Origin of the sequence: Paraburkholderia edwinii (assembly GCF_019428685.1) — a bacterium.
Lineage (GTDB): Bacteria > Pseudomonadota > Gammaproteobacteria > Burkholderiales > Burkholderiaceae > Paraburkholderia > Paraburkholderia edwinii.
Genome location: NZ_CP080095.1, coordinates 316,768 through 343,507, shown reverse-complemented (window position 1 = coordinate 343,507; position 26,740 = coordinate 316,768). Strand labels below are relative to the sequence as shown.

Annotated in this window: 21 protein-coding genes and 1 pseudogene; 12 read left to right on the top strand and 10 right to left on the bottom strand. The window is 63.4% G+C overall.

All coding sequences use genetic code 11. The annotated features are described in order from the left end of the window. Nucleotides 1-156: 156 nt before the first annotated feature. From KZJ38_RS01455 to mnmC, 6 genes are all read right to left on the bottom strand, one after another. Nucleotides 157-1,269 carry an NADH:flavin oxidoreductase/NADH oxidase gene (locus tag KZJ38_RS01455; protein WP_219798466.1) on the bottom strand — a complete coding sequence of 371 codons (1,113 nt, stop codon included), beginning with the start codon at nucleotides 1,267-1,269 and terminating at the stop codon, nucleotides 157-159. 134 nt (nucleotides 1,270-1,403) lie between these two features. Next, entirely contained in the window at nucleotides 1,404-2,120 is a 717-nt protein-coding gene (locus tag KZJ38_RS01450; protein ID WP_219798465.1) for a glutamine amidotransferase, read from the bottom strand. A gap of 205 nt (nucleotides 2,121-2,325) precedes the next feature. Beyond that, on the bottom strand, nucleotides 2,326-2,970 hold the full coding sequence (locus KZJ38_RS01445) for a MarR family winged helix-turn-helix transcriptional regulator (protein ID WP_219798464.1): 645 nt from the start codon (nucleotides 2,968-2,970) through the stop codon (nucleotides 2,326-2,328). A gap of 701 nt (nucleotides 2,971-3,671) precedes the next feature. After that, on the bottom strand, nucleotides 3,672-4,787 hold the full coding sequence (locus tag KZJ38_RS01440) for a YbdK family carboxylate-amine ligase (RefSeq protein WP_219798463.1): 1,116 nt from the start codon (nucleotides 4,785-4,787) through the stop codon (nucleotides 3,672-3,674). 8 nt (nucleotides 4,788-4,795) lie between these two features. After that, the gene (locus tag KZJ38_RS01435; protein WP_219798462.1) at nucleotides 4,796-6,013 is read right to left on the bottom strand and encodes a cation:proton antiporter; all 1,218 of its coding nucleotides are present in this window, start codon (nucleotides 6,011-6,013) and stop codon (nucleotides 4,796-4,798) included. 930 nt (nucleotides 6,014-6,943) lie between these two features. Next, a complete protein-coding gene (mnmC, locus tag KZJ38_RS01430; protein WP_219798461.1) occupies nucleotides 6,944-8,974 on the bottom strand; it encodes a bifunctional tRNA (5-methylaminomethyl-2-thiouridine)(34)-methyltransferase MnmC2/FAD-dependent 5-carboxymethylaminomethyl-2-thiouridine(34) oxidoreductase MnmC1 in 2,031 nt (676 codons plus the stop codon). 479 nt (nucleotides 8,975-9,453) lie between these two features. Between mnmC and KZJ38_RS01425 the strand changes: the two genes are divergently transcribed. Continuing rightward, nucleotides 9,454-9,732 carry an HU family DNA-binding protein gene (locus KZJ38_RS01425; RefSeq protein ID WP_074262967.1) on the top strand — a complete coding sequence of 93 codons (279 nt, stop codon included), beginning with the start codon at nucleotides 9,454-9,456 and terminating at the stop codon, nucleotides 9,730-9,732. A gap of 98 nt (nucleotides 9,733-9,830) precedes the next feature. Here KZJ38_RS01425 and KZJ38_RS01420 read toward each other — a convergent pair whose 3' ends face one another. Both KZJ38_RS01420 and KZJ38_RS01415 read right to left on the bottom strand, forming a co-directional pair. After that, nucleotides 9,831-11,150 carry a GTP-binding protein gene (locus tag KZJ38_RS01420; protein WP_219798459.1) on the bottom strand — a complete coding sequence of 440 codons (1,320 nt, stop codon included), beginning with the start codon at nucleotides 11,148-11,150 and terminating at the stop codon, nucleotides 9,831-9,833. 353 nt (nucleotides 11,151-11,503) lie between these two features. Next, nucleotides 11,504-11,947 (bottom strand): annotated as a pseudogene (locus tag KZJ38_RS01415) (lytic transglycosylase domain-containing protein); the annotation flags it as partial. A 630-nt stretch (nucleotides 11,948-12,577) separates the two neighbouring features. Here KZJ38_RS01415 and gspD point away from each other — a divergent pair. The 3 genes from gspD (at nucleotide 12,578) to gspF (ending at nucleotide 17,770) form a co-directional block, all read left to right on the top strand. Beyond that, a complete protein-coding gene (gene gspD, locus KZJ38_RS01410; protein ID WP_219798457.1) occupies nucleotides 12,578-15,016 on the top strand; it encodes a type II secretion system secretin GspD in 2,439 nt (812 codons plus the stop codon). Between the two features lie 65 nt (nucleotides 15,017-15,081). Further along, nucleotides 15,082-16,548 (top strand): type II secretion system ATPase GspE, encoded by a 1,467-nt coding sequence (gene gspE, locus KZJ38_RS01405; protein ID WP_219800059.1) that lies wholly within the window; start codon nucleotides 15,082-15,084, stop codon nucleotides 16,546-16,548. A gap of 4 nt (nucleotides 16,549-16,552) precedes the next feature. Beyond that, entirely contained in the window at nucleotides 16,553-17,770 is a 1,218-nt protein-coding gene (gene gspF / locus KZJ38_RS01400) for a type II secretion system inner membrane protein GspF (protein ID WP_219798456.1), read from the top strand. Between the two features lie 79 nt (nucleotides 17,771-17,849). Here gspF and KZJ38_RS01395 read toward each other — a convergent pair whose 3' ends face one another. Next, nucleotides 17,850-18,263, bottom strand: a complete 414-nt coding sequence (locus tag KZJ38_RS01395; RefSeq protein WP_219798455.1) for a type II secretion system protein N — start codon at nucleotides 18,261-18,263, stop codon at nucleotides 17,850-17,852. Nucleotides 18,264-18,480: 217 nt separating this feature from the next. Between KZJ38_RS01395 and gspG the strand changes: the two genes are divergently transcribed. From gspG to KZJ38_RS01355, 8 genes are all read left to right on the top strand, one after another. Beyond that, nucleotides 18,481-18,945, top strand: a complete 465-nt coding sequence (gene gspG / locus KZJ38_RS01390) for a type II secretion system major pseudopilin GspG (protein ID WP_219798454.1) — start codon at nucleotides 18,481-18,483, stop codon at nucleotides 18,943-18,945. A gap of 48 nt (nucleotides 18,946-18,993) precedes the next feature. Beyond that, entirely contained in the window at nucleotides 18,994-19,518 is a 525-nt protein-coding gene (locus tag KZJ38_RS01385) for a GspH/FimT family pseudopilin (RefSeq protein ID WP_219798453.1), read from the top strand. Between the two features lie 95 nt (nucleotides 19,519-19,613). Continuing rightward, entirely contained in the window at nucleotides 19,614-19,967 is a 354-nt protein-coding gene (gene gspI, locus KZJ38_RS01380) for a type II secretion system minor pseudopilin GspI (protein ID WP_246641601.1), read from the top strand. Next, nucleotides 19,945-20,682: a PulJ/GspJ family protein gene (locus KZJ38_RS01375; RefSeq protein WP_425518291.1), complete on the top strand. Its 738-nt coding sequence runs from the start codon at nucleotides 19,945-19,947 to the stop codon at nucleotides 20,680-20,682. Before gspI ends, KZJ38_RS01375 begins: the two co-directional genes overlap by 23 nt. After that, the gene (gspK, locus tag KZJ38_RS01370; protein WP_219798452.1) at nucleotides 20,682-21,845 is read left to right on the top strand and encodes a type II secretion system minor pseudopilin GspK; all 1,164 of its coding nucleotides are present in this window, start codon (nucleotides 20,682-20,684) and stop codon (nucleotides 21,843-21,845) included. The genes KZJ38_RS01375 and gspK overlap by 1 nt, the downstream gene beginning before the upstream one ends. 28 nt (nucleotides 21,846-21,873) lie before the next feature. Then, nucleotides 21,874-23,361: a type II secretion system protein GspL gene (gspL, locus tag KZJ38_RS01365; RefSeq protein ID WP_219798451.1), complete on the top strand. Its 1,488-nt coding sequence runs from the start codon at nucleotides 21,874-21,876 to the stop codon at nucleotides 23,359-23,361. Beyond that, entirely contained in the window at nucleotides 23,358-23,861 is a 504-nt protein-coding gene (locus KZJ38_RS01360; RefSeq protein WP_219798450.1) for a type II secretion system protein M, read from the top strand. The genes gspL and KZJ38_RS01360 overlap by 4 nt, the downstream gene beginning before the upstream one ends. A 34-nt stretch (nucleotides 23,862-23,895) precedes the next feature. Next, the gene (locus KZJ38_RS01355; RefSeq protein WP_219800056.1) at nucleotides 23,896-24,663 is read left to right on the top strand and encodes a type II secretion system protein N; all 768 of its coding nucleotides are present in this window, start codon (nucleotides 23,896-23,898) and stop codon (nucleotides 24,661-24,663) included. A 43-nt stretch (nucleotides 24,664-24,706) separates the two neighbouring features. Here KZJ38_RS01355 and KZJ38_RS01350 read toward each other — a convergent pair whose 3' ends face one another. Continuing rightward, nucleotides 24,707-26,311 (bottom strand): efflux transporter outer membrane subunit, encoded by a 1,605-nt coding sequence (locus KZJ38_RS01350; protein ID WP_219798449.1) that lies wholly within the window; start codon nucleotides 26,309-26,311, stop codon nucleotides 24,707-24,709. Between the last annotated feature and the right edge of the window lie 429 nt (nucleotides 26,312-26,740).

The following is a 26,740-nucleotide window of genomic DNA, read 5'->3' as shown; positions in this document are numbered from 1 at the left end:
TTTTTTTTGGTCCGGATAGCAAACGCGGCGCCCTGCTGGCGCCGCGTCGACAGTTGATGCGCAACCGCATCACAACCGGCATCGTACACGGTCGATGTGACTTCGTTCAAGCGTCGGCATGCAGGCGAAGCCGCTTCCTGTGCCTCGCTCGGAAGATCAGCGCTGCCCGAACGAAATATCGCCGAACAACGCTTTCTGATCGCGCGGCTGCGAACGCCAGTATTGCGGCGGCGCCTTCACCGACGCGCCCAGTTGCGCGGCCGCGTGCCATGGCCAGCGCGGATCGTACAGTATGGCGCGCGCCATGGCGATCAGATCGGCGTCGCCTTCCTCGACGAGCCGGTTCGCGTGTTCGGGATCGCTGATCAAACCGACGGCGATGGTCGGCAAGCCCGTCGCTTGCTTGATCGCCTTGGCGAACGGCGCCTGATAGCCGGGTTCGAGCGGAATTTTCTGTAATGGCGATACGCCGCCGCTCGATGCGTCGATCCAGTCAGAACCGCGCTTTTTCAGCTCCTGCGCGAAGGCAATCGTGTCGTCGATCGTCAGTCCGCCGTCGACCCAGTCGACGGCCGAGATACGCACGCCGACCGGCTTATCGGCCGGAAACGCAGCCCGCACGATATCGAAAATCTCGAGCGGAAAGCGCATGCGGTTCTCGCGCGAGCCGCCATATTCGTCGCCGCGCTGATTCGCGATCGGCGAAAGGAACTCGTGCAGCAGATAGCCGTGCGCGCAATGGATCTCGAGCGCATCGACACCGAGCCGCGCCGCGCGTCGCGCCGAGGCGCCGAATGCGTCGCGAATCCGGTTGAAGGCCGGATAGTCGAGTGCGAGCGGCGGCTCTTCGCCGGCCTTGTGCGGCAATGCGGAAGGCGCGTGCGGCAACCAGCCGCCGTCGGCTACCGGAATCAGCTGACCGCCGTCCCACGGCGTATGGCTCGACGCCTTGCGGCCCGCATGCGCAAGCTGCATCGCTACCGGAATGTCGGAATACTTGCGAATGGCCGCGAGCACCGGCACGAGTGCGGCTTCGGTCATGTCGTCCCACAAGCCGAGATCGCCCGGCGTGATGCGGCCGTCCGGCTCCACGGCAGTCGCTTCGATAAACAGGATGCCCGCGCCCGATAGCGCGAGATGCCCGAGGTGGATCATGTGCCACGCGGTCGCTTCACCGCGTTCGGCGGAGTACTGGCACATCGGCGAGACGACGATGCGATTCGGCAGCGTCACGCTTCGCAGCGTGAGCGGAGAAAACAGGGCGCTCATGGGATGGGACTCGGTCGAACGTGAGGAGGAGCGTTCGAGAATAGCACCGGGTCCGAAGCTCTGCATTCGCTCGCGAAGTCGATGTTTTTTGCTGTTTTTAACAAGCGAAAACAGCAGCCCTTCTCACGATGGTCTTACGACTGCTGCGCGTCGAGCTGATCGAGCCATTCACCGAACATTCGCGATGCAGCGGCTTCGAGCGCCGGACCGAAACGCGCCGTGTCGTCGCGCAATTGCAGCACGTCGATGCCATGCGTCACGAGTTCGCTCGCATGGCCAATCAGCCACGGTTCGAAGCGTTCGGTGCGAATCTCAGGATGGCACTGCAAACCGAGTACGTGATTGCCGAACGAAAACGCCTGGTTTTCGCAAAGAGACGTAGACGCTAGCCGCGTCGCGCCCGCCGGCAAGTCGAATGTATCGCCGTGCCAATGGAGCATCGACGTCGATCGACCGTCAAGATGACGAATTGATGACGCACGACCGGCTTCGGTCAACGTCAGCGGCGACCAGCCGATTTCCGCATGCCCGGCCGGATAGACGCGTGCCCCCATCGCGCGCGCAATCAGCTGCGCGCCGAGGCAAATGCCAAGCGTCGGCAAGCCGGCCGCCACGCGCTTTTCGATCATCGAAAGTAGCGGGCTGAGTGTGGGATAGCGGTTGTCGTCATAGGCGCCGATCGGGCCGCCGAGCACGACCATCAGCGACGGCGCGACCGGATTGGGCGCCTCGATGCGCGCAAAGCCGACGTCGAGATAACGGACAGGCCACCCGCGCTCGCCGAGCACGAGTTCGAGACTGCCCAGATCCTCGAAGTGCACATGGCGAATGGCCAGAACTTCGTGATTCATCGGCATATCTCACATCACGTTGACAAAAGAGGCGCCTTCCCGCCGGCGCGGGAAAATGCGCTGCAAGCTGCTGCAGCTACGGACCGTTACTGCATGGCAACCGCATTGCAAACGGGCGGAGCGTCGCGCCCCGCTACGTTGCTGACACTGGCTTCTTCACGCAGCGCAAGCGCTGCTGGCGAGCCGGCTCCGCAGTTTAGCGGAGTCAGGCCTGCTGCGCGAAGATCTTCCAGGTTTTCTTTTGCGTCGCGATATCCGCGGTTTCGTGGACCGAGCAATCGAGCCGCAAGTCCGTATCCGACATCGTGATGTCGAGCAGCGCGCAGCGATGCAGCGCCTTCTTCGGATTTTTGCTCGGTTCGAAATGCGTGCAGGTTACACACATCCGGTGCAAGGGAATCTGGCCTTGCACTTCGAGTTGCCGGACCGTCTTCAGCAACGTGCGATAGAACATGGCCTGTTCATCGTCGCGCAACGTGCCGACTGCCTTTGCCAGGAAGTCAGGCCACTGCGCCGCACGCTTGGCCGCCGTGCGACCGCGGGCCGTCAAACGGACCGCGAGTGCGCGACCGTCATCGAGCGCCCGCCGCTTTTCGACAAGACCTTTGCCTTCCAGCGTGCTCACCGCATCGCTCGTCGTCGCGGCGGTCAACGCCGTTTCGCGTGCGATCTCGCCGAGACGCATCGGGCCCTTGCGCCCCATCAGCAGCACAAGAATTTCGCCCTGGGTCGGCGTGAGGCCTGCGCCTTCCGCCCATTCCCATGCCTGGCTACGCATTGCCGTGCTGAGTCGTAACAGGCTGTGGGTCACCCGCCCGGTAGCCTGTTCTCCGTAAACGCCTTCGCTCATAGTCATTCGTTGGTTATTGACGACGTGCCTCAGCGTGTTGGCAGCAATGCAAACCGCCGGCAGCCGTGTGGGGTTGTCCCGCCGGAAAAAAACCGGCGAGCCGATTCCTACTATCTCAAAAATTTCCTGCTTTGCACGCCTGTCCCGGCGCGTTAGTGGGAGAGTCGCACACTCTCTTTATGTCCGCAGCGACCATTGCACCCGTTCGACCCGAAAGACCCGACGGACCCGCCAAAAGACCTGGCGAAAAACCCAACACCTGGACCCTTCGAATCACTTCAACCGGGAGCAGCGGGACCATTCGCTGCGGCGAAGTCGTCATTCTATGCGAGAGCGGCAAATCGTACAGCTAAGTTGTCCAACGCAATCTGTGGATAACCACGGGAAAAGACAGTTGACTGCCTGTGCGTGAATTCTTGATAACGCGCGACCCCGACAAAGCCGGCTCCAGGTTGTCAGCCGTTGCAAGCGTTGATCCAGCGGTGCTGCGCATGGTTATGGTTTTCGCAGTGCTTTGACTTTTCAGGAGATTATTCTGTTGTCCACAGACAAGTGCAATGCTTGTTAACTACTACTACGTTTGTATATGTAAACATTGGAAAGAAGCTGGGAGCCCGAAGCCGGGGCTTTTTAAACGAAAAAACCCGCTAAAAGCGGGTTCATCAAGATGACAGAATTTGACGGCGCTTTTATCTGTTTGCCTATGCGCGCCATTGCAGGCATTGCTGACGCACTGCTTCATGCAGCGATTTTTCGTCGCGATAGACCGTGCGCAGCCACGTTGCATCGTTCATCTGGCCACGCGCAATCGAGCCGACTTCGTCGAGCGCCTTCGTCGAACCCAATGCTTCGGCATGCGGCGCGATCCGCTCAAGCGTTTGAATGATGTCTTCGGAGATGGTCCGGCGTTCTCCGGTTTGCGGATCGATACACGTGCCGGCAAGGCCGAAACGGCACGCTTCGAAGCGGTTAAACGTGTAGACGAGGTAGTCGTCCTCTTTTGGCGTAAGGGGTTTATCCAGAAGCAGATGCCGCGCGAGCGTCTGGATGTAGCAGGCAATCGCGGCTGCGCGATCGACCGAGAGCGGCGTGTCCATCACGCGAACTTCGATCGTGCCGAAACCCGGTTTTGGTCGGATGTCCCAATAGAAATCTTTCATGCTGTTAACGACACCGGTGTGGACCATCTTCGAAAAGTATTCTTCGAAGCTGTCCCAGGTCAGCACGAACGGCGCGCGGCCCGATAGCGGAAACGCGAAGACCGAATTCAGCCGTGCCGAATGAAAACCGGTGTCGACGCCCTGGACGAACGGCGACGAAGCCGACAGCGCAATGAAATGCGGAATGAATCGGGACATCGAATGAAGCAGAAACAGCGCGCTGTCCGAATCGGGACAACCGATATGGACATGCTGACCAAACACCGTGAACTGCTTGGCAAGGTAACCGTAGAGTTCCGACAGATACTGAAAGCGCGGCGTATCGACGATCTGCCGCTCGCTCCATTGCTGGAATGCATGCGTACCGCCGCCGCACAGGCCGACGTTCAGGCGGTCCGCCGCGGCGACGAGCGTATTGCGAATCGTGTGCAGATCGGCGACGGCCTGTTCGTGCGACGTGCAAATGCCGGTCGACAGCTCGATCATGCTTTCGGTGATTTCCGGCGTGATATTGCCTGGAATCTTTTCGTCCTTGATCAGACGCAGCAAGTCCGACCCGGCTTTGGTCAGATCATAGTCATGCGTGTTCACAATCTGCATCTCGAGTTCGATACCGAAGGTGAACGGTTTCGAATCGACGAAGGGTTCGAGTGACATGGCGTCCTTTACGAGGTTCGAGCGTTATCGCGTCGTTCGCCGACCAGCGCAAGGCTGCGGTAAACGAGCCACGGACCCACCAGCTGCAGCACGACGATCGAGCACATGATGACCGCGCGCAGCATCGGATCGAAATTCGGGTACAGCGTGTAGGTGTCGTCGACGAGCAGATAGGCGAGCGCCGACATCGGCGAGAGCGACAGCCCGAGCGCCGCGCCCTGCTTCCAGTTCAATCCGCTCGGCTTCGCGAAAATGAGCACGCCGACCATCTTGCCGACGAGGCGCGCCACGATAAGTCCGCATGCCGCGACACCGCCGAGCGCGATATCGCGCCATTCGAACGTGGTCAACGTGAGCACGAACAGAATGACGGTGAGCAGCCAGCCGGCCGTGCCGAAATGCTGCGGCCACAGTTGCGGCCGCGCTTCGAGATTCTTGACGATGATGCCGGCCGCGAGCAGCGCGAGAATGGTCGACAGCTTGAAGACGTGCGCAATGGCGATCGCCAGCAGCACGAGCCCGAACAGCGCGACGAACGAATGCTCGTCCTGCATGTTGACGCGGCGATAGAAGAACGTGCACGTACGAGCAAGCAGATACGCAAGGATCAGCGAGCCAACGAGCAGATAAAGCGGCTGGAGAATCGTCGCGAACACGTTGCCGTAAATTTCCTGATGCAGCCAGCCGGACGCGAGCTTCTCGATCACCACCGCGTACATGCTGTTCAGCGCGGTCAGCGTCATCAGACGCTGCGTGACCTGGCCTTCGGCGCGCAACTCGGTTTTGAGCTGGATCACCATGGCCGGCGAGGTCGCCATGGCAATCGATGCGAGCACCATCGCGGTCATCACGGGCACGTGCACGACTAGCAGAACGGTCAGCACGAGCACGAAGGTCAGCGTCGCCTCCGCGATGCTCGACAGGATCAGCCACGGATTGCGCCGGATCCAGCGCAAGTCGAGGCGGCTGCCGAGCTCGAACAGCAAAAGGCCGAGCGCCACATCGAGCAACGGCCGGGCCGCGCTGGCCGACTCGGCGTCGATCACGCCGGACCCCGCCGCGCCCGCGATCAATCCGATTACCGCGTAACCGGAGATGCGCGGCAAATGCCAGGCGCGATAGCACAGCTCGCCGCACAGGCCCGCGGCCAGCAGCGCGAGACCTGCCCAAAAAATGGCATCGGGCGTCAGAGGCCAGGCGGGAAAAAATGAAAACGCCGACTTCATCGTGGTGGGTTCTCCTTGTGTGACAACCGCGGCAGGCCGGAATAAGCCGGAATGGCCGGAACCTGCCCAAAGGGAGCGGCTGACGAGCAAACCCCTGAGCAAATCCCGGACTCGGAGAAGCGGGCTCGTCGCAACGAGCGCTTCAGCCGACCTGTGTTGCGCTTGTCAACGATCGGGTGAAAAACAGGACGAACATGCCGACGCCGCGGTCACTGCAGGCGGCATCGTCACGGGTGATAGAACGCCGTCGACTTTCGAATCAGATTCTGATGAACCGGCAACCGTTCCTTAGGTGCGCTGCGCCACCTTGAGCGGCACTCGACGCGTGAAGAACGGCGATTGTGCCATAGCTTTCCTTTACCAGCTGGCAAAAGCGTCGAACTTACCGTCAAAGAGGTAAAACGTACGCCATCTGGATGGCAAAAGGAAAAAGCGACCTTGGTCGGCATGCACCGGGGGCGGTTCTTCCGTCGAAAGGTTGCGTGTGCAAGCGTTTTGAAACGTGCGTTCGGCTTGCCTCTAGCGTCTGCGTTTGAAACGGGTGGGAGCGGGTTTCGGTTTCCCGTTTGGCCTGGTTTAGGACCGAAAGTTTGCGGCGTCATGCATTCGGTCAATCAACGGAGCCGATACGGGTCTTCTACCCATATGTTTACCTGTATGTATACGTAGTAGCAGTTAACAAGGGCACGCCCCTTTTGTGGACAACGCCGGTTTACCGAAAGAAATCATCGTTTTGAAACACGCATAACTGGACGCATAGCGTGTGCGTGTAGGGGTGGCTTCCGCTGGTAACTTTCGCGCGTCAAACGGGGGTGGTCGAGTTACCCCGTTTACGTCCACATCGATTCCACACGCGTTTCGCTTCGAATTCGACCGGTTATCCACAGACTCGGGTGGATAACCGGTTTCTGCTGTCCGGCGCAATTGCGCTCAGTCGAATTCGTCGTGCCGCAACGCGCGCAGCAGGAAACGGGCGGGATCGATCGCTTCGGCCAACTCACGCTCGATCGGCCATGGTTCGCCCTCGAGTTGCGAGGCGATCAGTTCGGCGCCGAGCGCGGCCCAGACAAGACCGCGCGAGCCGTAAGCGAACGCGCCGAGCAGTCCGTTCGCGCGCGGCAGGTCGCGCGGCCATGCGCCGCGCAGCTTCGCGGCATCGGCGATGGCTGCGGCTTCGTCGGCGAGCGTGCCGATCATCGGTAGCCGGTCGCTTGTCACGCAGCGAAATGCGACGCGGCCGGTGAGCGGATGCGAAGCGTCGCGCCTGCCGGTTTCATTCGATGGGCTTGCGACGCTTGTGAGTTGGCCGGCAAGCGACGGCAGCATCCGCGCAACGCGCTCGATGTTTTCGGTGTGCGCGGCGGCGCGCAGCGCGGTGTCGGCATCGTCGATGTCGTAGGTGGCGCCGACGAGTTTCGTACCATCGGCGAGCGGCACTGCGTAGCCTTCGCCGATTACGGGAAGGCGCAGGCCTTCGAGCGAGCCGAACGTATCAAACGTCTTGTTCGGCAGCAGGGTCAACTGCCCGCGCACACTGCGCGTCGGCGTATGGTTCAGGCCGGCCACGCGCGCTGCATCATGTGCATTCGCAAAAATCACGACCGGTGCGCGAACCAGCGTTTGTCCGGCCGCATCGAATACCGTCCACTGGTCGCCCGAGCGCTCGACGCGAGCGGCCTCGACACCGTAGCGCCGCTCGAGCAAATCTCCGGCACTCGCACATTGCGCCGCACACAGTTGCGCGGGATCGATCCATCCGCCGTGCGGAAAAAAACAGCCACCTCGTGTAACCGGCATGCCGGCGATTTGCGCGGCTTCATCGCGCGACACGGCAGTCACGAAGTCGGCCGGATACTGGAGCGATGCAAGCACCTGCGCGAACGACTGCGCTTCGTCTTCGGATTCGGCAATTTGCAACAAGCCTTTCGCGCGATGCGCGAATGACGGAGCAAGATCGGCGAGCATCGACCAGCGCCGCAGCGCATACAGAAAACCCGCGCGCGTGATGCGCGAAGCGACGCTGTCATCGCGCGAGAGCATCGGATGAAACACACCCGCCGGATTGCCCGATGCTTCGCGCGCTGCCGCGTGATGCCGCTCGAGCGACGTGACGCGCCAGCCACGCGCGGCAAGCCGTTCGGTTATCGCGCAACCGGCTAGTCCGGCGCCGATCACGACTGCGTGCCGGTCGCTCAGCGCAAGCGGCAGCGGCGGTTCGTAACGTCGCACGCGCCAGCGCGGCGCGAAGCGGCCGACCAGCATCGCACGCTTGCTCGCGAAACCGTCGACCTTCGTGCATTCGAAGCCGGCTTGCGCGAGCCCGCGTTTGACGTCACCGGCACTTGAATAGGTGGCGACGGTGGCGTCGTCGGCCGCGACGCGCGTGAGCGATCTGAAAACCTGCGGGCTCCAGAGCTCGGGATTTTTCGCTGGCGCGAAGCCGTCGAGGTAAAACGCGTCGGCACGCATCGATAGCGACGGCAGCGTGTCGATCGCATCGCCGAATACGAGCGTAAGCGTGACGCGCCCATCTTCGAATTCGAGCCGGTGCATGCCGGGCACGAGCATCGGCCAAGCATCGGCAAGCAAACCTGACAAAGTTTGGAACAGCCGCGCGATCGATGCATCCGCAACGATCGCTTCGTGTGCAGTGCGCAAATCGGTTGCCGAAAACGGATGCTTCTCGATCGAGACGAAGTGAAGTCGCTCGCAGCGCGCGGGGTCGGCGCGCCATTGCGCCCACGTCGTCAGAAAATTGACGCCGAGTCCGAAGCCAATCTCAAGAATGCTGAATATCCGGCGGCCGCGCCACCGCTCGGGCAGCGCGTTGCCTTTCAGAAACACATGGTCGGCCTGCGCAAAGGCGCCGGCGGCGCTGTGATAGATGTCGTCGTGGCGCGGCGAGTACGGCGTGCCGTCCGCGCGAAAAACGAGCGTGGCGGGTGTGAGCGTGGCGGTCATGCGAAGTGAAAAACGGTCCGGCAGTTCGGATGCGATGCTGCGCCGAGCCGGCTGGAATCGCTTGCAGCGAGCGCTTTGCACAGGCTCGAAGACCGTCCCGACAGCGCTCGAACCGCCGTTACACGTGCAAAGCGGCGCCTATGCTCGCGCAAAACGTTGGCAAAAACCAACGCTAAAGCGCCTCGAAACCCTGTCTGGGACGCGAATACGACGCCAAAGGAGCGCAAATAGCCGATTTCCATGCTGGATCAGGCGCAGCGCGATGTAATTCTTCGAAACCCTTGTCCAGATTGGGTTTGCGCTGAGCTATCATAGCAAGCGCCGCGAGGGAAGCGGCAGCACGGCGTTCGATGCAGTGCGGCAGCGCGCTGCTTAGGTCGGGGAATTCCCAAGCCGTCGCTGCTCGACGGCGCGGTGCGCGCACGTATAATCGGCGCGTTCGCGCTGTTCGTGTCAACCTAAACCAGAAAGGAACCTTAATGAACAAACAGGAACTGATCGACGCCGTAGCAGGGCAGACGGGCGCCAGCAAGGCTCAAACCGGCGAAACGCTGGACACGCTCCTCGAAGTGATCAAGAAGGCAGTGTCGAAGGGTGACGCAGTTCAGTTGATCGGCTTCGGCAGCTTCGGTTCGGGCAAGCGGGCGGCACGTACGGGCCGTAACCCGAAGACCGGCGAAACCATCAAGATTCCGGCCGCCAAGACGGTCAAGTTCACGGCCGGTAAGGCATTCAAGGACGCAGTCAACAAGCGTTAAGCGAATGTCGTTCTAGCTTCGCTGCATTTGTTGGCACCCGCCGTTAGGCGGGTTTTTTTTCGCCTGCGCTTTTATCGCAGGCGTTTCTGTTATATCGCTCAATGGCGATGCACGATCTGACCTTCGCGATGATCGTGGCCGTCGTCGCCGTGATCATGATCATGGTCATGCGCTTCGTCGTCTTCGAAATTCGCATCCCACGACGGGAACGGATCGGCGAATTGCTGCCAGCCGTCCGGACCGAGCGCGTACTCGTCGTCGGTGAGCAGGCACGCGTCGAACTTCGCCTGCCAGTGCGCCCGATCGATGTCGACGCCGATCATCACGAGCTCCTGGCGGCGGTCGCCGATCGTCGTGTCGTCTGCGTCGCCGTGCCAGTCGGCGGCGATTTCGGCCATCAGCTCGTCGTCGCCCTCCGGCCATTCGCTGCGATCCTGGGCCGCCCACCACATGCCGGCCGGTCCATGCCGGCATGCGCCGCCCGCTTGCGACAGCATGCCGCCCATGTCGTTGCGCGTGGCGAGCCAGAAGAAACCCTTGGTACGCAGGATTCCTTGCCACTCTTCGTGCATCAGCGCCCACAGCCGCTCAGGATGAAACGGCCGCCGCGCGCGATAGACGAAATGGCCGATACCGTACTGGTCGGCTTCGCCGGTATGCGAATGACCGTGGTCATGTTCGTGATGCAGCGACGCGAGCCAGCCCGGCGCATTCGACGCGCTGTCGAAATCGAAGCGCTTCGTGTCGAGCACTTCGGATAACGGCACTTCGCCGAAGCGGCTCACGATTTGCGCGGCGCGCGGATTGATCTGCGCGAGGATGCTTTGCAGCTTCGCCAGTTCGTCGGCGCTGACCAGATCGGCCTTGTTCACGACGAGCACATCGCAGAATTCGATCTGGTCGATCAGCAGTTCGACGAGCGTCCGATCGTCCTCTTCCGAGGCTGCGATGCCGCGCTCGGCGAGACCGTCGGCGCATGCGTAGTCGCGCAGGAAATTGAACGCATCGACAACCGTTACCATCGTGTCGAGCCGCGCGATGTCGGCAAGCGATGCACCGTCGTCATCGACGAAGGTGAAGGTTTCGGCGATCGGCATCGGCTCGGCGACACCGGTCGATTCGATCAGGATTGCATCGAATCGCTTTTCGGCGGCCAGGCGCTGGATTTCGGCGAGCAGATCGTCGCGCAGTGTGCAGCAGATGCAGCCGTTCGACATTTCGACGAGCTGCTCTTCGACATGCGAAAGTTCGGCGGCGTCGCGGACCAGCGCGGCGTCGATATTGACCGCGGCGAGATCGTTGACGATGACGGCAACACGCAGCCCCGCGCGATTGGCGAGGATGTGATTGAGGAGCGTGGTCTTGCCGGCACCCAGAAAACCGGAGAGCACCGTGACGGGCAGTGGCGGCTGGTTCATTGCGGTACGGAAAACGTGAGCGGAAAAACGCAGTATGCGGCAGCGCCGGGTTGGGCTGGCGCGTTTTACCGGTGTTGGCAAAGCGTCGCGGGCGGAGGGCCTAACGTAGATGCGAGACGTGAGCGGCCGGCGCGCGGCGTGAAGCCGCATTGTGCATCAAATGGCGGGAAACCGTCGGACGTGCGGTTAGAGCAAAACGGTGGAAGCTAATGTGAGGGGCGCATCGGAACGTTGGCCGCCCCGCTCTGCCGCGCTTACCTCGAAGCTTGCTTTGAAACTTCCTTCGCAACTTGCGTTGTAGCTTGCTTCGAATTTTCCTTCGTAGCTTGCGTTGTAGCTTCCTTTGTCGCTTCCTTCGAAGCCGGCATCAGCTTCCACTTCTGCAGGATCGCGACGATCTGCTGCGCGTATTTGTCGCGCAGTGCCGGCGTTTCGGAATGGTAGGCGCCGACCGCTTGCCACGTATTGCCGTACTTGTTCATTTTCTGGCGCAGATGCCACGCGGCAATATAGACGTTCTTGCACGGCTCCATCAGCGTGCTGCTGGAAATGCCATATTGGGCGAGCACGGGCAGATGCACCGAGTTGATCTGCATGACGCCGAAGTCGGTCGAGCCGTTCGCGTTCTTATGCAGCGCGTCCGGCCGGTTATGCGATTCCTGCCATGCGATCGCCCGCAGAATCAGTGGATTCACTTTCTGGTATTGTGCGGCCTCGTCGAAGCAGTCCGCCCGTGCGGTGCTCGCCGCGAGAAGCGCGGCAAGTGCAGCGGTGACGGTCAGAAAGGTCGGCTTCATCGGGCTATAACAGTTGAATGGCAGGAAATCAGGTGCAATCGGATAAAAGGACCGGGATAAAAGGACCGGCAACGGAACAGCGACACAAGGAGCAACCCGCGAGCACCCCAACCAGGCGATGCGCGATGGCCGGCGGCGACCATCAAGATGACTAAGCAAACCAAAAACAAAAAATAAAGACGGTGCGCATGCTCACAAAAAATGCCTGGCAGCGTGGTCGATCATGCGCAATCGTGCACACCATCGGGGAAAACCCGCTCTAGCCAGGCGTCTTCGTCGCCTCGAACCGCCCGTATCATACCGGCAGACGATCGCGCGTCAATGTTGCCAGGCCGACATATAGCGCACGAACCGTGGCGTCCGTGTGTCATTGGGCACGCAACAAGATCGAATGCTTTCAACACCTTACGGAGCCTGCAAACCGTCTGTGAGATCTTACGCAGTCACTTAGTTTTGTGACATTTCCGACACGAAAAGCTGTTACTGTTGCTGCTTTTCCGAATACCGGACCGCTGGCACCCGCGTGGTGATTGAGACCCATCGAGTGTGCCAGTCATGACGGGGGCAATGTCTTACCGCGGTATTCGCTGCGAACAGTCGGCGTAAAACGCCGGCATCCATTTCAGATCCATGAGAAGAAACCGTTTTGTATTGCGTCGCTCGGCAACGGCGCTGGTACTGGCTGGCCTGCTCGCCGCGCAAGTTGCGTATGCGCAGGTCACGCTTAACTTCGTCAATGCCGATATCGATCAGGTGGCGAAGGCCATCGGCGCCGCAACGGGCAAGACCATCATCGTTGACCCGCGTGTCAAAGGTCAGTTGAATCTGGTATCCGAAAATCCGGTACCGGAAGACCAGGCGCTCAAAACGCTGCAGGCCGCCCTGCGGATGCAGGGCTTTTCGCTCGTGCAGGATCATGGAGTGCTGAAGGTCGTACCGGAGGCGGACGCGAAACTGCAGGGCGTGCCGACCTACGTCGGCAACGCGCCGACCGCGCGCGGCGACCAGGTGGTCACACAGGTTTTCCAGCTGAGAAACGAGTCGGCCAACAATCTGCTGCCGATCCTGCGGCCGCTGATCTCGCCGAACAATACCATCGCCGCGTATCCGGCCAACAACACGCTGGTCGTCACCGACTATGCGGATAACGTCCGCCGCCTCGCGCAGATCATCGCGGGCGTCGATACGGCGGCCGGTCAGCAGGTGGTCGTCGTGCCGCTGAAAAATGCCAACGCGCTCGACGTCGCGCAGCAGCTCACGAAGGCGCTGGACCCGGGTTCGATCGGCAGCACCGACGCGACGCTGAAAGTGTCGGTGTCGGCCGATCCGCGCACCAATTCGATTTTGCTGCGCGCCTCGAATGTCGCGCGCCTGAACGCGGCGAAGACGCTCGCAAAAGAACTCGATGCGCCGACCGCCGACCCCGGCAACATGCACGTCGTGCAATTGCGCAATGCCAATGCGGTGCAACTTGCGAAGACCTTGCGCGGCATGCTCGGTAAAGGCGGTGACAGTTCGTCGAGCGGTGGCGCCGGCGGCGGTGGCGGCGGCGCGAACTCGTTCAGCCAAGGTCAGGGCGGCGGCGGCGGGTTCGGCAACAGTTCGACCGGTACGTCGGGCACGCCGCCGTTGCCGGGCGGCTCGTCGAGTTCGTTTGGCGGCGGGTCTTCGTCGATGGGCGGCGGCAGCTCGTTCGGCGGCGGTGGCGGTTCATATGGCAGCGGCGCCGGCAGCAGCTCGCCGTTTCTCAGCGGCGACAAGAATGACGACGACAATCAGCCGGGCGGCATGATCCAGGCCGATGCCGCGACGAATTCGCTGATCATTACCGCGTCGGACCCGGTCTACCGCAATCTGCGCGCGGTGATCTCGCAACTCGATGCGCGTCGCGCGCAGGTCTATATTGAGGCGCTGATCGTCGAGCTGAATTCGAATACGAGCGGCAATCTCGGCATTCAGTGGCAGGTCGCGAACAATGCGGTGTTTGCCGGCACCAACCTCCAGACCGGCAACAGCAACAGCATTATCAATCTGACGGCCGCCGGTCTTAGCACGACGCCTCCCGGTCTCGCCGCGGGGCTTGCGGCTTCGAACCTCCAACAGGGCCTGAACGTCGGCTGGATCCACAATATTTTCGGCGTGCAGGGGCTCGGCGCCCTGCTGCAAGCGCTGTCGCAGACCTCCGACGCGAACGTGCTGTCCACGCCTAACCTGATTACACTGGATAACGAGGAAGCGAAGATCGTTGTCGGCACGAACGTGCCGATCACGACGGGTTCGTTCTCGAATCTGACCAGCGGCAACACGGCCAACGCATTCAACACGTTCGATCGTGTCGACGTCGGTTTGACGTTGCACGTGAAGCCGCAGATCACCGACGGCGGCATTCTGAAGCTGCAGCTTTACACGGAAGACTCGGCAATCGTGACCGGCACCAACAACGCGGCGACCAACCCGGCGGGTCCGGAGTTCACCAAGCGTTCGGTGCAGTCGACCGTGCTCTGCGATAACGGCGAGATCATCGTGCTGGGCGGCCTGATGCAGGACAACTATCAGGTCAACAACAGCAAGGTGCCGCTGCTCGGCGATATCCCCTGGATTGGCCAGCTGTTCCGCTCGGAACAGAAGACCCGCGAAAAAACCAACCTGATGGTGTTCCTGCGGCCTGTGATTCTGAGCGACGCCGCGACGACGCAGGCTGTGTCGGCCAATCGCTACGACTACATCCAGAATTTGCAGGGTGCGTACAAGTCGGACAACAACATCATGCGGGATAAGGACGATCCGGTGGTTCCGCCGATGCCGGTGGGCCCGAGCGAAGGCGGTTCGGCGCTGAACCTGTTCGATCTCGACAAGATGCGGCGTCAGCAGATGGCGCCGCCGCAGCAAGGTTACGTGCCGCCTGCTCAGGTCCAGCCGCCGGCGACTACGAATCCGGTACCGACCCAGACGCCAATGCAGGCCCCGACGCCTTATCAGGCACCGGTTCAGGCGCCCGCGTTGATTCCGGCGGCTCCGCCCGGCACCAGCACGGGACAAGGCGTCCAGTCTCCGGGAGCGCAGCCGTGAGCACGCATCCGATAGCCGCGCCGCACGCGCCGGTAGGCGCGGACGGCGCGCGCGATGCGAAGGAGTTGCCGGCCGGGACCCGCGAGGGACCCTCGGCGCTGGCCGCGCGGCTCGTGCCGTACGGCTTCGCGAGAAGCGGCCAGATTCTCGTCGCGCATCAGCATTCGGACTCGCTCGAAGTGTGGATCAGCGACCGCACGAGCGACGCGGCGCTGGCTGAAGTGGCGCGAAATTTCGGCGTACTGTCGGTCGTGCGGATGCCGGCCGACGAGCTCGCGCAGGCGATCAACGCCGCGTACTCGCGCCAGGACGGCAGCGCGGCGCAGGTGGTCGGCGAAGTGGAAGGCGAAGTCGATCTGTCGCGGTTGATGCAGGACATCCCGGAAGTCGAGGATCTGCTCGAGTCCGAAGACGATGCGCCGATCATCCGCATGATCAACGCGCTGCTTACACAGGCGGCGCGCGAGCAGGCTTCCGATATTCATATCGAGCCCTTTGAAAATGCATCGGTCGTGCGCTTTCGCGTCGACGGCACGCTGCGCGATGTCGTGCGGCCCAAGAAAGCGCTGCACGGCGCGCTGATCTCGCGGATCAAGATCATGGCGCAGCTTGATATCGCGGAAAAACGCCTGCCGCAGGATGGCCGTATTACGCTGCGCGTCGGCGGCCGCCCAGTCGACGTGCGCGTATCGACGCTGCCGACCGGTCACGGCGAACGCGCGGTGCTGCGTCTGCTCGAAAAGGACGCGGCGCGTTTGAATCTCGAAGCGCTGGGCATGGCACAGGACACGCTCGGTCAGTTCGACAAGCTCATCGGACGCCCGCACGGCATCGTGCTCGTCACCGGCCCGACCGGCTCCGGTAAAACGACGACGCTTTACGCATCGATGTCGCGCCTCGAAACGGCCACGACCAACATCATGACTGTCGAGGACCCGATCGAATACGATCTCTCGGGCATCGGCCAGACGCAGGTCAACGAGCGGATCGGCATGACGTTCGCGCGCGCCTTGCGTTCGATTCTGCGTCAGGATCCGGACGTGATCATGATCGGCGAAATCCGCGACCTCGAAACCGCGCAGATCGCGGTGCAGGCCTCGCTGACGGGCCACCTTGTACTCGCAACGCTGCATACGAACGATGCGGCGTCAGCGGTGACGCGTCTCACCGATATGGGCGTCGAGCCCTATCTGCTGGCGTCGTCGTTACTCGGCGTGCTCGCGCAGCGTCTCATCCGCCGCCTGTGTCCGGTCTGCAAGGAAGAGCGCGAAGAAGACGGCCACAAGCAATGGCATCCCGTCGGCTGCGACAAGTGCGGACACTCGGGCTATGCGGGGCGCCGCGGCGTCTACGAACTGTTGCTCGTCGATGAGTCGATCCGCACGCTGATCCACCGCAATGCCGCCGACGCCGAAATTCTCGACGCGGGCCGCAAACAAGGGATGCGCACGCTGCGCGAGGACGGCGATCGCTGGCTCTCGACCGGCCTCACGTCGCTCGAAGAAGTGATTCGCGTGACGGGCGGAGTGTAAGCGAATGCCTGCTTTTCGTTTCGAAGCGATCGACGCAGCGGGCAAGGCGCAAAAAGGCGTGCTCGATGCGGACAGCGCGCGCGGCGCTCGCTCGCAATTGCGCACGCAAGGACTGACGCCGCTCGTCGTCGAACCCGCCGCGACGCGTACGCGCGGCGAACGCAGCCAGCGTCTGTCGCTCGGCCGCAAGCTGTCGCAGCGCGAGCAGGCGATTCTGACGCGCCAGCTCGCGAGCCTGCTGATCGCGGGCCTGCCGCTCGACGAAGCGCTCGCGGTGCTGACCGAGCAATCGGAACGCGACTACATTCGCGAACTGATGGCTGCGATTCGCGCGGAAGTGCTCGGCGGCCATTCGCTCGCGAATGCGCTGTCGCAGCATCCGAAGGACTTTCCCGACATTTATCGCGCCCTCGTTGCGGCCGGCGAGCATACGGGCAAGCTCGGTCTCGTGCTGTCGCGCCTCGCGGATTACATCGAACAGCGCAATGCGCTGAAGCAGAAGATCGTGCTCGCGTTCACGTATCCGGCGATCGTCACGCTCATCGCGTTCGGTATCGTGACGTTTCTGCTCAGCTATGTGGTGCCGCAGGTCGTCAATGTGTTCGCCAGCACGAAACAGCAACTGCCGTTTCTGACGATCCTGATGATGTCGCTGTCCGGTTTCGTTCGAAGCTACTGGTGGGCGGCGCTGATCGCGGTTGTCGTGGTCGTGTACGTGGTGCGCACGATTCTGAAGCAGCCCGGGCCGCGCCTCGCGTTCGACCGGTGGCTGCTTACTGCGCCGCTGCTCGGCAAGCTCGTGCGCGGCTATAACACGGTGCGTTTCGCGAGCACGCTCGGCATTCTGACCGCGGCCGGCGTGCCGATTCTGCGCGCGCTGCAGGCGGCCGGCGAAACGCTCAGCAACCGCGCAATGCGCACGAATATCGACGATGCGATCGTGCGCGTGCGCGAAGGCACGTCATTGTCGCGCGCGCTTGGCAATACGAAGACATTCCCGCCGGTGCTCGTGCACCTGATCCGTTCAGGTGAAGCGACCGGCGACGTGACGACGATGCTCGACCGCGCATCCGAAGGCGAATCGCGCGAACTCGAACGCCGCACGATGTTCCTGACAAGCTTGCTCGAGCCGCTGCTGATTCTGGCGATGGGTGGCGTCGTGCTCGTGATCGTGCTGGCGGTGATGATGCCGATCATCGAACTGAATAACCTCGTGCAGTAAGCGCGAGGCAGTGCGCGGCGAGCCGCGCCGGCGAAGAATCCGCGCGATGCAGCAGCGTCGGATATTTACCGGCGCAGGTTCAGCGCACGTAGATAGTGGGCCCCGGCGCGTTGGCCGGCAGGAACACTTCCGAATGCGAGCCGTTGCGATCGATGATGATCGAACGGGCGCGCACTTCGGAGAGTTTCGCGCCTTCCATGATCGCGTTGCCGAGCGACACCGTATGCGGCGGTTCGCCGCCGACGCTGACGATCGCGGCGGCGCCGTCGTGCAGCGCGAGGATGCCGTAGAGGCGCACGTCCTGATTGACGGTGCGGGTGAGCTGTCCGCCGAACAGCGTGGCTGCCTGATCGACCGAGACCGGCGGGCGCGCCGCGGCGGCGGGCACGGTGGGACCGCGATGTGACGTCAGCGTGACGACCCAATAGGTTGCCGTCGCGCAGAACACCGCGAAGCACAGGAGCGAAATGAGGCGAACTTGGAGGGCTGTCATGCGCGACATTGTACGGATAAATGTGAAAGTTGCGATGTATCGAAGCGGTACGATGGCATCCCTTTAGAATGAGCGGCCGCGCCACGGAAAGTGTGTTGAAAGGGACTGCGGAAAATGCGCCGTTCACACTGAAAGGCGCACCATATGCGCCGGTTTTGGCGAGTTCCGCCGGGCCGGTGCAACAGCGAACAAATCAATTGGAATGAGGTAGCAAGCTATGCAAATGTGGACGAATCGCCGCACGGAAATCGTGGGTGCCCGCGCCCGTCGTCAACGGGGGTTCACGCTGATCGAAATCATGGTCGTGATCGCGATTCTCGGCATTCTCGCCGCGCTGATCGTGCCGAAGATCATGAGCCGGCCGGACGAGGCGCGCCGTGTCGCCGCGAAGCAGGACATCGGCACGATCATGCAGGCGATGAAGCTGTATCGCCTCGATAACGGCCGTTATCCGACTCAGGAGCAGGGCTTGCGCTCGCTCGTCGAAAAGCCGACTACCGACCCCGTACCGAACAACTGGAAGGACGGCGGCTATCTCGAACGCCTGCCGAACGATCCGTGGGGCAATCAGTATCAGTACCTGAACCCCGGCGTGCACGGTGAAATCGACGTGTTCAGCTATGGCGCGGACGGTAAACCGGGCGGCGAAGGCAACGATGCCGATGTCGGTTCGTGGCAGTGACGGGCGCTGAAATTCTCACGGTTCGGTAGTCGAGTTTCGTCGCGCATCATGCGTTCACTTCCCTGCCCGGCTTTTGCGCGTCGCGCTGCTTCCGGCGGCGCGCGCTTGCCGTACGCGAGCCGGCGCCAGCACGGCTTCACGCTGCTCGAGATGATGGTCGTGCTCGTGATCGTCGGTTTGCTGGTTTCGCTGGCGTCGCTGTCGTTGTCGCGCAATCCGCGCACCGATCTGAACGAGGAAGCGCAGCGTCTCGCGTTGTTGTTCGAATCGGCCGGCGACGAGGCGCAGGTGCGTGCGCGGCCGATCGCGTGGATGCCGCTCGAAAACGGTTTTCGCTTCGATATCCATACCGAAGACGGCTGGCGCACGCTGCGCGACGATCTGCTCGGCCCGCGCAACTGGGAAGGCGGTGTAACCGGCGTATCGATCAATTACCCGGGTTCGGATAAACAGGGCGACCGCATCGTGTTCGGCACCGAGAGCATCGACACGCCGGTCACGGTGACGCTGTATTCGGGCGTCGGCAGCGCGACGATCGTCGGTACCGGGAATGGCCGGTATGAGGTGCGTTGATGATGTGGCGCGTGGGTTTTTGCAATCGCGGTGTTCGTGGCAACCGTCGCGTACGCGGCGGCAGTCGTGGCGATCGTGGCAATCGCGGCTTCACGATGATCGAAGTGCTTGTCGCGCTCGCGATCATCGCGGTTGCGCTGGCGGCCTCGCTGCGCGCGGTCGGCGCGCTGGCGACCGGCGAAGCCGATCTGCATCGGCGGCTGCTGGCCGGCTGGAGCGCGGACAACACGCTGGCGCAATTGCGGCTTACGCACTCGTTTCCCGAAATCGGTTCGCAAAGTTTCGATTGTTCGCAGGGCAACCTGCAGCTGATTTGCACGGAGAATGTGTCGACGACGCCGAATCCGGTGTTTCGACGCGTCGAGGTCGTGGTGAAGATGCCGGGCCGGGCTGGCGCGCTCGCGCAGATGGTGACGGTGGTCCCGAATGAATCGAACCGGCCGCTTTGAACGTCGCGTGGCCTGTGGCACGGCGCGCGGCGCGACACGTCGGGCCGAACGCGAACGCGCGATGAAGCGGCGGCGCACGGTGGGCGGTTTCACGCTGATCGAGCTGCTCGTCGCGATCGCGATTCTCGCGGTGATCGCCGTGCTGTCGTGGCGCGGGCTTGATCAGATCATCCGCGGCCGGCAGACGGTCACGAATGCGATGGAGGACGAGCGCGTCTTCGCGCAGCTGTTCGACCAGATGCGCATCGACGCGCGCCAGGCGGCGACTGAAGACGAAGTCGGCGAGCCGTCGGTGTCGGTCGCGTCGAGCGGGCTGCAGATCGTGCGCGAGCTGTATGCGCCGGGTTCGCCGCCGCGGCTGCAGGTCGTGCGTTACCGCGTGTCGGATGGACGCATCACGCGCTATGCATCGCCGGCGCTGAAAAACATCGGCGAAGTGCGGCGCGCGCTGTCCGGCGACGAGAACGGCAACTGGAGCGCGGTGCCGCTGATGGGCGGCATCGGCACGATTACCGCGCGTATCTTTGTGACGAAGGCCGGCTGGACGACGGAGATGAAGGACGTGCAATCCGCGATGAGCGAGAACCTGAACAACCTGAAAGTGCCGCAGCTCGGCAATGCGCCGATTCCGCGCGCGGTGACCGGGCTCGAGATCAGCATCGGCGCGGCTGCGTTGAAGCGCCCGGTGACGCGGGTGTTTCTCGTCGGGGAGTGATGGCCGTGAACCGCCTGCCGCGCGCGTGCCGCGCATGTCCGGAACCAGAGCCGCAAAAAGGGTCGACAAGCAGGTCGCGAGCGCGATCGCGCGAATCCGGCGTCGCGATTATCAGCGCGCTGCTCGTCGTCGCGCTGTCGGCGATTCTCGTGTCGGGCATTTTGTGGCGGCAGCAGGTACAGGTGCGCCGCATCGAAAACCAGCGGCTGCTCGCGCAGGCGCAGTGGGTCGGCCGCGGCGCGCTCGACTGGACGCGGCTTATTTTGCGCTCGGAAGCCGATACGTCGGCCGGCATCACGTATCTCGGCGGCATCTGGGGCGTGCCGATCGCAAAGACGCGCCTGTCCGATTTTCTCGGGCAGATCGGCGACGCGCACGGTTCGGAAGGCTCCGATACGTTCCTCTCAGGCTCGATCGAAGACGCGCAAGCGAAGTTCAACCTGCGCAATCTTGTATCGAATGCGACGCCCGGCGTGCTGCAACTGAACCTGCAGCAGATCGAAGTGTTTGCGCGGCTGCTTTCCACGCTTGGGTTGAACGGCCAGCTCGCGAAAAATGCGGCGCTGCAGATGCGGGCGAGCCTCAAGCATTCGGCGACGCGCTTCCAGTCGACGAACCCGACGAATCCGACTAGCGTGCCGGGCGCCGCCAGCGGCCCGGTTGTGGCGGGCGGCGCGACGGGCGGCGAGTACACGGACAACCCGGGGTTATCGGATTCGGACTCGAACCCTTCGGTCGTGCCGCTGCAAATGACGAGTGTCGATTCGCTGCTCGACGTACCGGGCTTCACGTCCGAGATGGTCCAGCGGTTGCGTCCGTTCGTCACGATCCTGCCGACGGTGACCGCGGTCAACATGAACACCGCGCCCGCGGAAGTGATCGCCGCAATCGTGCCGGGCATGAACGTGTCGAGCGCGCAGGCGCTTGTCGCGCGCCGCGAAACCGTGTTCTTCCACAATATCGCCGATGTGCAGCTCGCGCTCAGCGCGGCGGGTGTGCCGGCTACGGTGTTCGACCCGAGCCAGATGGATGTCAATTCGAGCTACTTCGTCGTGCACGGGCGCGTACAGCACGAACGTGCCGAGGTGGATCGCACGACGCTCGTCTATCGCGACGCGCTGACTCATACGACGCGTATCGTACGGGAGCGGGACCAACTATGAATAACGCTTTTCCCGGAGAGAGTGGGCCTTGAGCACGCTGATCGTTCTATTGCCGCCGCGTGATCCGGCGGTGCCGTCGCAGGAATGGCAACTGCCGGAGATGCCGTTTCTGCTCATCGACAAGTCGGGGCGCACGATGCGCGCCGGCGAGGCGTCGCTTGCGCTGTTGCCGCGCGCGTCGTCGACGGTGCTGATGGTCGCCGCGCGCGACCTGCTGATGATGGCGGCCGCCGTGCCCGCGCTGAAAGGGCCGCGCTTGCGCCAGGCATTGCCGAACGTCGTCGAGGATCAACTGATTCAGGATCCGCAGACCTGCCATATCGCGATCGATGCGCAGCCGCTTGCCGATGGACGGCGTCTGCTGGCGATCGTCGATCGCGGGTGGTTCCGGTTTATTCACGAGGCGTTTGTCGGCGCGGGCCACCGGAATTTGCGCGCGGTGCCGGTCACGGCGTGTTTGCCGCGGCCGCTGTCGGCTGTGGCAGTGGACGACGCGCTTGCCGAGGCGATGTCGGATGCGCATGCCGAGGTGACTGCGGCGCGGGGGGCGCCAGCTTCCGATGCCGGGTCTGGCGCCGCTTCCGGTGCTTCCGCTTCCGGCGCGGCCGGCGGCAACGGTGACGCCGCGGCCGATGCTTCCGCGCCGTCGCACGAGCCGATTGTTGCAGCATTGCTTGGCGAGGCCGTGCAGTCCTCGCCCGCCGTGCTGCTCGGCGATGTGCCGCAGGAAGCGCCCGCGCCGCGCGTCGAACTGGCGATCGCACGCGGGCGTATCGGCGAAGGCTACGCGGTGCCGGCGAGCGCGGTCGGCGCGACGCTTACCGCCCTCGCCGGCGATACGCCGCTCACGTTCTATGCGCTGACCGGCTTGCCCGGCCGCGAGCCGCACGTCACGTCTCTCGCAGCGGCCGACGCGCCGATGCAGCGCGCCATCGACAGCGCCGCGCATCAGGTGACCGCGCATCCGTTGACGTTCGAGACGCTCGCGCAGCGCGCGCTCGAATGCCGCTTCGATTTGTGCCAGTTCGAATTCACGTCGCAGCCGTGGCGGCTTGACCGTGCGACGCTGCGCCGCCTGCGCGCGCCGCTCGCACTCGTCGCCGCTGCCGCGCTCGTGGCGGTCATCGGTGCGAACGTGCAGTGGCTGATCCTCGCGCGCGAGCGCGATGCGATCAACGCGCAGATGACCGAGGCGTTGCTCAACGCATTCCCGAAGACGACCGTCGTGCTCGACGCGCCGGGCCAGATGACGCGGCAATTGCAGCAGTTGCGCGTCGCCGCGGGTGAATTGTCGCCGGAAGACTTCCTGTCGCTCGCGGACGGTCTCGCGCGCTCGCTCGGACCGTTGCCCGTCAACGGGCTTGCCGCGCTCGATTATCAGAACCACCGCCTCGACGTGACGTTCAAGCCGACCGTGAAGGTCGATGCCGACTTCGGCCAGCGCCTCGCGCGCAACGGGCTCTCCGGCGCCATCGACAGCAATACGGGCAAGTGGACCATCAGGAGCGGACAATGAAAGAACAACTGCTCGAAGCGTGGGCCGGCTTCTGGGGCGCGCGCAACACGCGCGAAAAAGCGCTGCTGACATGGGGCTCGGTGGTGCTGGCTATTGTGATCGCGTGGTCGGTGTTGTGGTCGCCCGCGCAGGAAGGCCGCTCGAGTCTGCTCCAATCGCTGCCCGGCTTGCAGCGGCAGCTCGCGCAAATGACGGGGCAGGCCAACGAGGCGCGCGCGCTCGCCGGCATCGCGCAAGGCGTCGCGCCGACCGGCGGTGCGCTCAAGGACGCGCTGACCGCGTCGCTCAGCGATCACGGCCTGAACGCGACGCAGGTGCAGGTCATTGGCAATGCGGTGCAGATCCAGTTGAAAAACGCGTCGTTTCCGGCGTGGACCGCGTGGCTCGACGAGGTGCGCCGCCAGTTCAAGGTGCAGGTGTCCGAAGCGCATGTGACCGCGCTGAAGGAAGACGGCCAGGTCGATCTGACCGCGTCGCTGCAGCCGGCGACGATCAAGTGACCCGGCGCGGATAACCCCTGTGAAGAATCTCTGGATGCGCCGCATCGGCGCTGCGTTGCCGTGGGTGATCGTCGCGCTGTTTTCATGCGGCGCGGTGCTGCTCGTCACGCTGCCGGCCGCATGGATTACGCCGCAATTCGCGAAGGCGACGCATGGGCACGTGAATCTGATCGAACCCGATGGATCGCTGTGGCAGGGCTCCGCAGTGTTGATGCTGGCCGCGGGTCCCGACGGCGCCGGCGCGACGCTGCTGCCGGGGCGTATCGAATGGCAGACGTCGTTCTGGCCGCTTTTCACGGGCCGCGTGCGCATGCGGATGCGCCAGACCGATGCGATGCCTGACGCGGTTCAGGTCGATGTGTCGCGCCTTGGCGCCACCATGACGGCGGGCGCGATTCAGGTGCCGGCGTCGCTGCTCGCGGGTCTCGGCGCGCCGTTCAATACGCTGAACCTGCAAGGCGATGTGCGGCTGTCGTGGACCGACTGGCGCAGCTTCGGCCGCGACGCGTTCGGGCAGCTCTCAGTGCTGCTCAACGAAATGAGTTCGAGCGTGTCGCGTGTGAAGCCGCTCGGCTCGTATCGCGTCGTGATTCAGGCGCAAGGCGCGGCGGCGACGGTCGATCTGTCGACGCTGAAGGGACCGTTGCTGCTGAATGGGCGTGGGTCGTTCGGTGGGCAGTCGACGTCGTTTCAGGGCACCGCGAGCGCGACGCCGGATCAGCTCGACAATCTCGCGGGACTGTTAAATCTGATCGGGCCGCCGGTGGGGAAAGGGACGGTTTCGCTCGATTTCACGCATTGAGGCGTGGGTAGGGTCGTTGGCCGCGCCGCTTGTTCCCGACCGGTTAGTCGTTGCGCACTTCGCCCGCGGCGGCGCCCTTCTGCGCGACCGGCGCTGAACCAGCTGCCGCTTGCGGCGCCGACGCACCTTCCGCCGGGGCGGGCGCCGGCGCCGCGACCCCGCCATCTTCGCGATTCATCTGCGCGACATCCCAGCCGCCGCCGAGCGCCTTCACGAGTCCAGCCGACGACACCATGCGCTGGCCCGCGATGCTCGCGAGCTTCTGCTCCGCGTTAAACGCCGTGGTCTGCGCGGCGAGCACGTTCAGATAGTCGACGGTGCCGGCCTTGTACTCGTTCGTGACGATCGCGAGCGCCTGCTGCGCCGACTGCACGGCCTGCTGCTGCACGACGATTTCCCTGCCGAGAATACGCAGCGATGCGAGGTTGTCCTCGACGTCCTGGAACGCCGTCAGCACCGTCTGCCGATACGTGGCCACGTTCTGGTCGTAGGCCGCGCGTGCCGCGTCGGTCTGCGCGCCGCGCAGGCCGAAGTCGAAGAGCGTCGCGGCGAGCTGCGGGCCCACCGTCCAGAAGCGCGATGGCGCCTGCAGCAACTGCGAGAACACTGAGCTTTCGAAGCCGCCGCTCGTGGACAGCGAGAGTGTCGGGAAGTAGGCGGCGATCGCGATGCCGATCTGTTCGTTCGCGGCCGCGGCCTTGCGCTCGGCCGACGCGATGTCGGGGCGCCGCTCGAGCAGTGCCGATGGCAGCTGCGCGGGTACGTCGGGCGGCGTCGCATCGAGCGGCGCCGGCGGCAGCGAAAACGTCGAAGCGGGTTCGCCGACCAGCACTGCGATCGCATGCTCGTTCTGCGCGCGCGCGACGCCGTTGTCGATCGCGGCGGCTTGCGCGGACTGCAGTTGCGTCTGCGCTTGGATCACATCCGAGCGCGCGGCGACGCCCTGCGCATAGCGATTCTGCGTCAATTGCAACGACTTTTCGAACGACACGACGGTGTCGTCGAGCAGTTTTTGCTGGGAATCGAGCGAGCGCAGCGCGAAGTAGGTTTGCGCGAGCGTGCCTTGTGCCGACAGGCGCGCGTTCGCGAGATCGGCGGCGGCGCCCTGCTGCCCGGCTTTTTGCGCCGCCACGGTGCGGCTCACCTGGCCCCACAGATCCGGCTCCCATGTCGCGTCGGCGGACAGGCGGAAGCTGTTGGTAATCGAGCCCGACGAGCCGACCGAGCCGGTGCCCGTGACGAAGCCGCCGCTGCGTGCCGGCGATTGCTGCCGCTCGCCGCTGCCGTTCAGCGTGACCACCGGGAAATAGGCCGAGCGCGCTTCGGCGACGAGCGCGCGCGCCTGCCGGTAGGCGGCGGCGAATTGCGCGATCGACTGGTTTGACGCGTTGAGCTTGTCTTCAAGCGCGTTGAGCTGCGGATCGTTATAAATGGTCCACCACGGGCCGCGATCGTGCTGATCGTTCGGCTGCGCAACCTTCCAGCCTTCCGCGGCTTCCTTGTAGGACGCCGGAATTTCGGTTGTCGGCCGCTTGTAGTCGGGGCCGACCGCGCAGCCGGCCAGCATCGCGGCGAGCGCCGCCGCGACGGCGATCGTCATGGCGCGGGGCGCGGTGGCGCTACGGCGCGTCGTGAAATCGGACTGCATGCAAATGAATTCCTTGAATTCCTGTCGATTCGGCCCGTGGACAATGCAAAAGGCCGGCGGTTGCGCGTGGTCTGCTGCTGATGATGAAAATCGGGCGTGAACGAAGCTGCCGCGTGAGCCAGGTGGTTGTGCCGCGACGCGCGACCGCTAGCTTACTGCGCCTCGCCCGGAGACAGAAGAGTAATGCGGTGAGCCTTGCAGATGTGTTACGGAGGGTGTTCGCAAGGTTACGTGTCGTTACTGCGGCGGACGCGGAGGGCCAGGAGGATGTTTGGGCGGTCGGCGGATACGACCCGGCGGTGGGGCTGTCGCGCGCTGCCTTGCTGCAGGCAGCGCTGCCCGGAACTGCAGTGTGTTTGATCAGATGTGCGAGGGAAACGGGCGCCCGACGGATGCGGCTCGACAAAACGGCCCCGCGGGCTCAAGCGT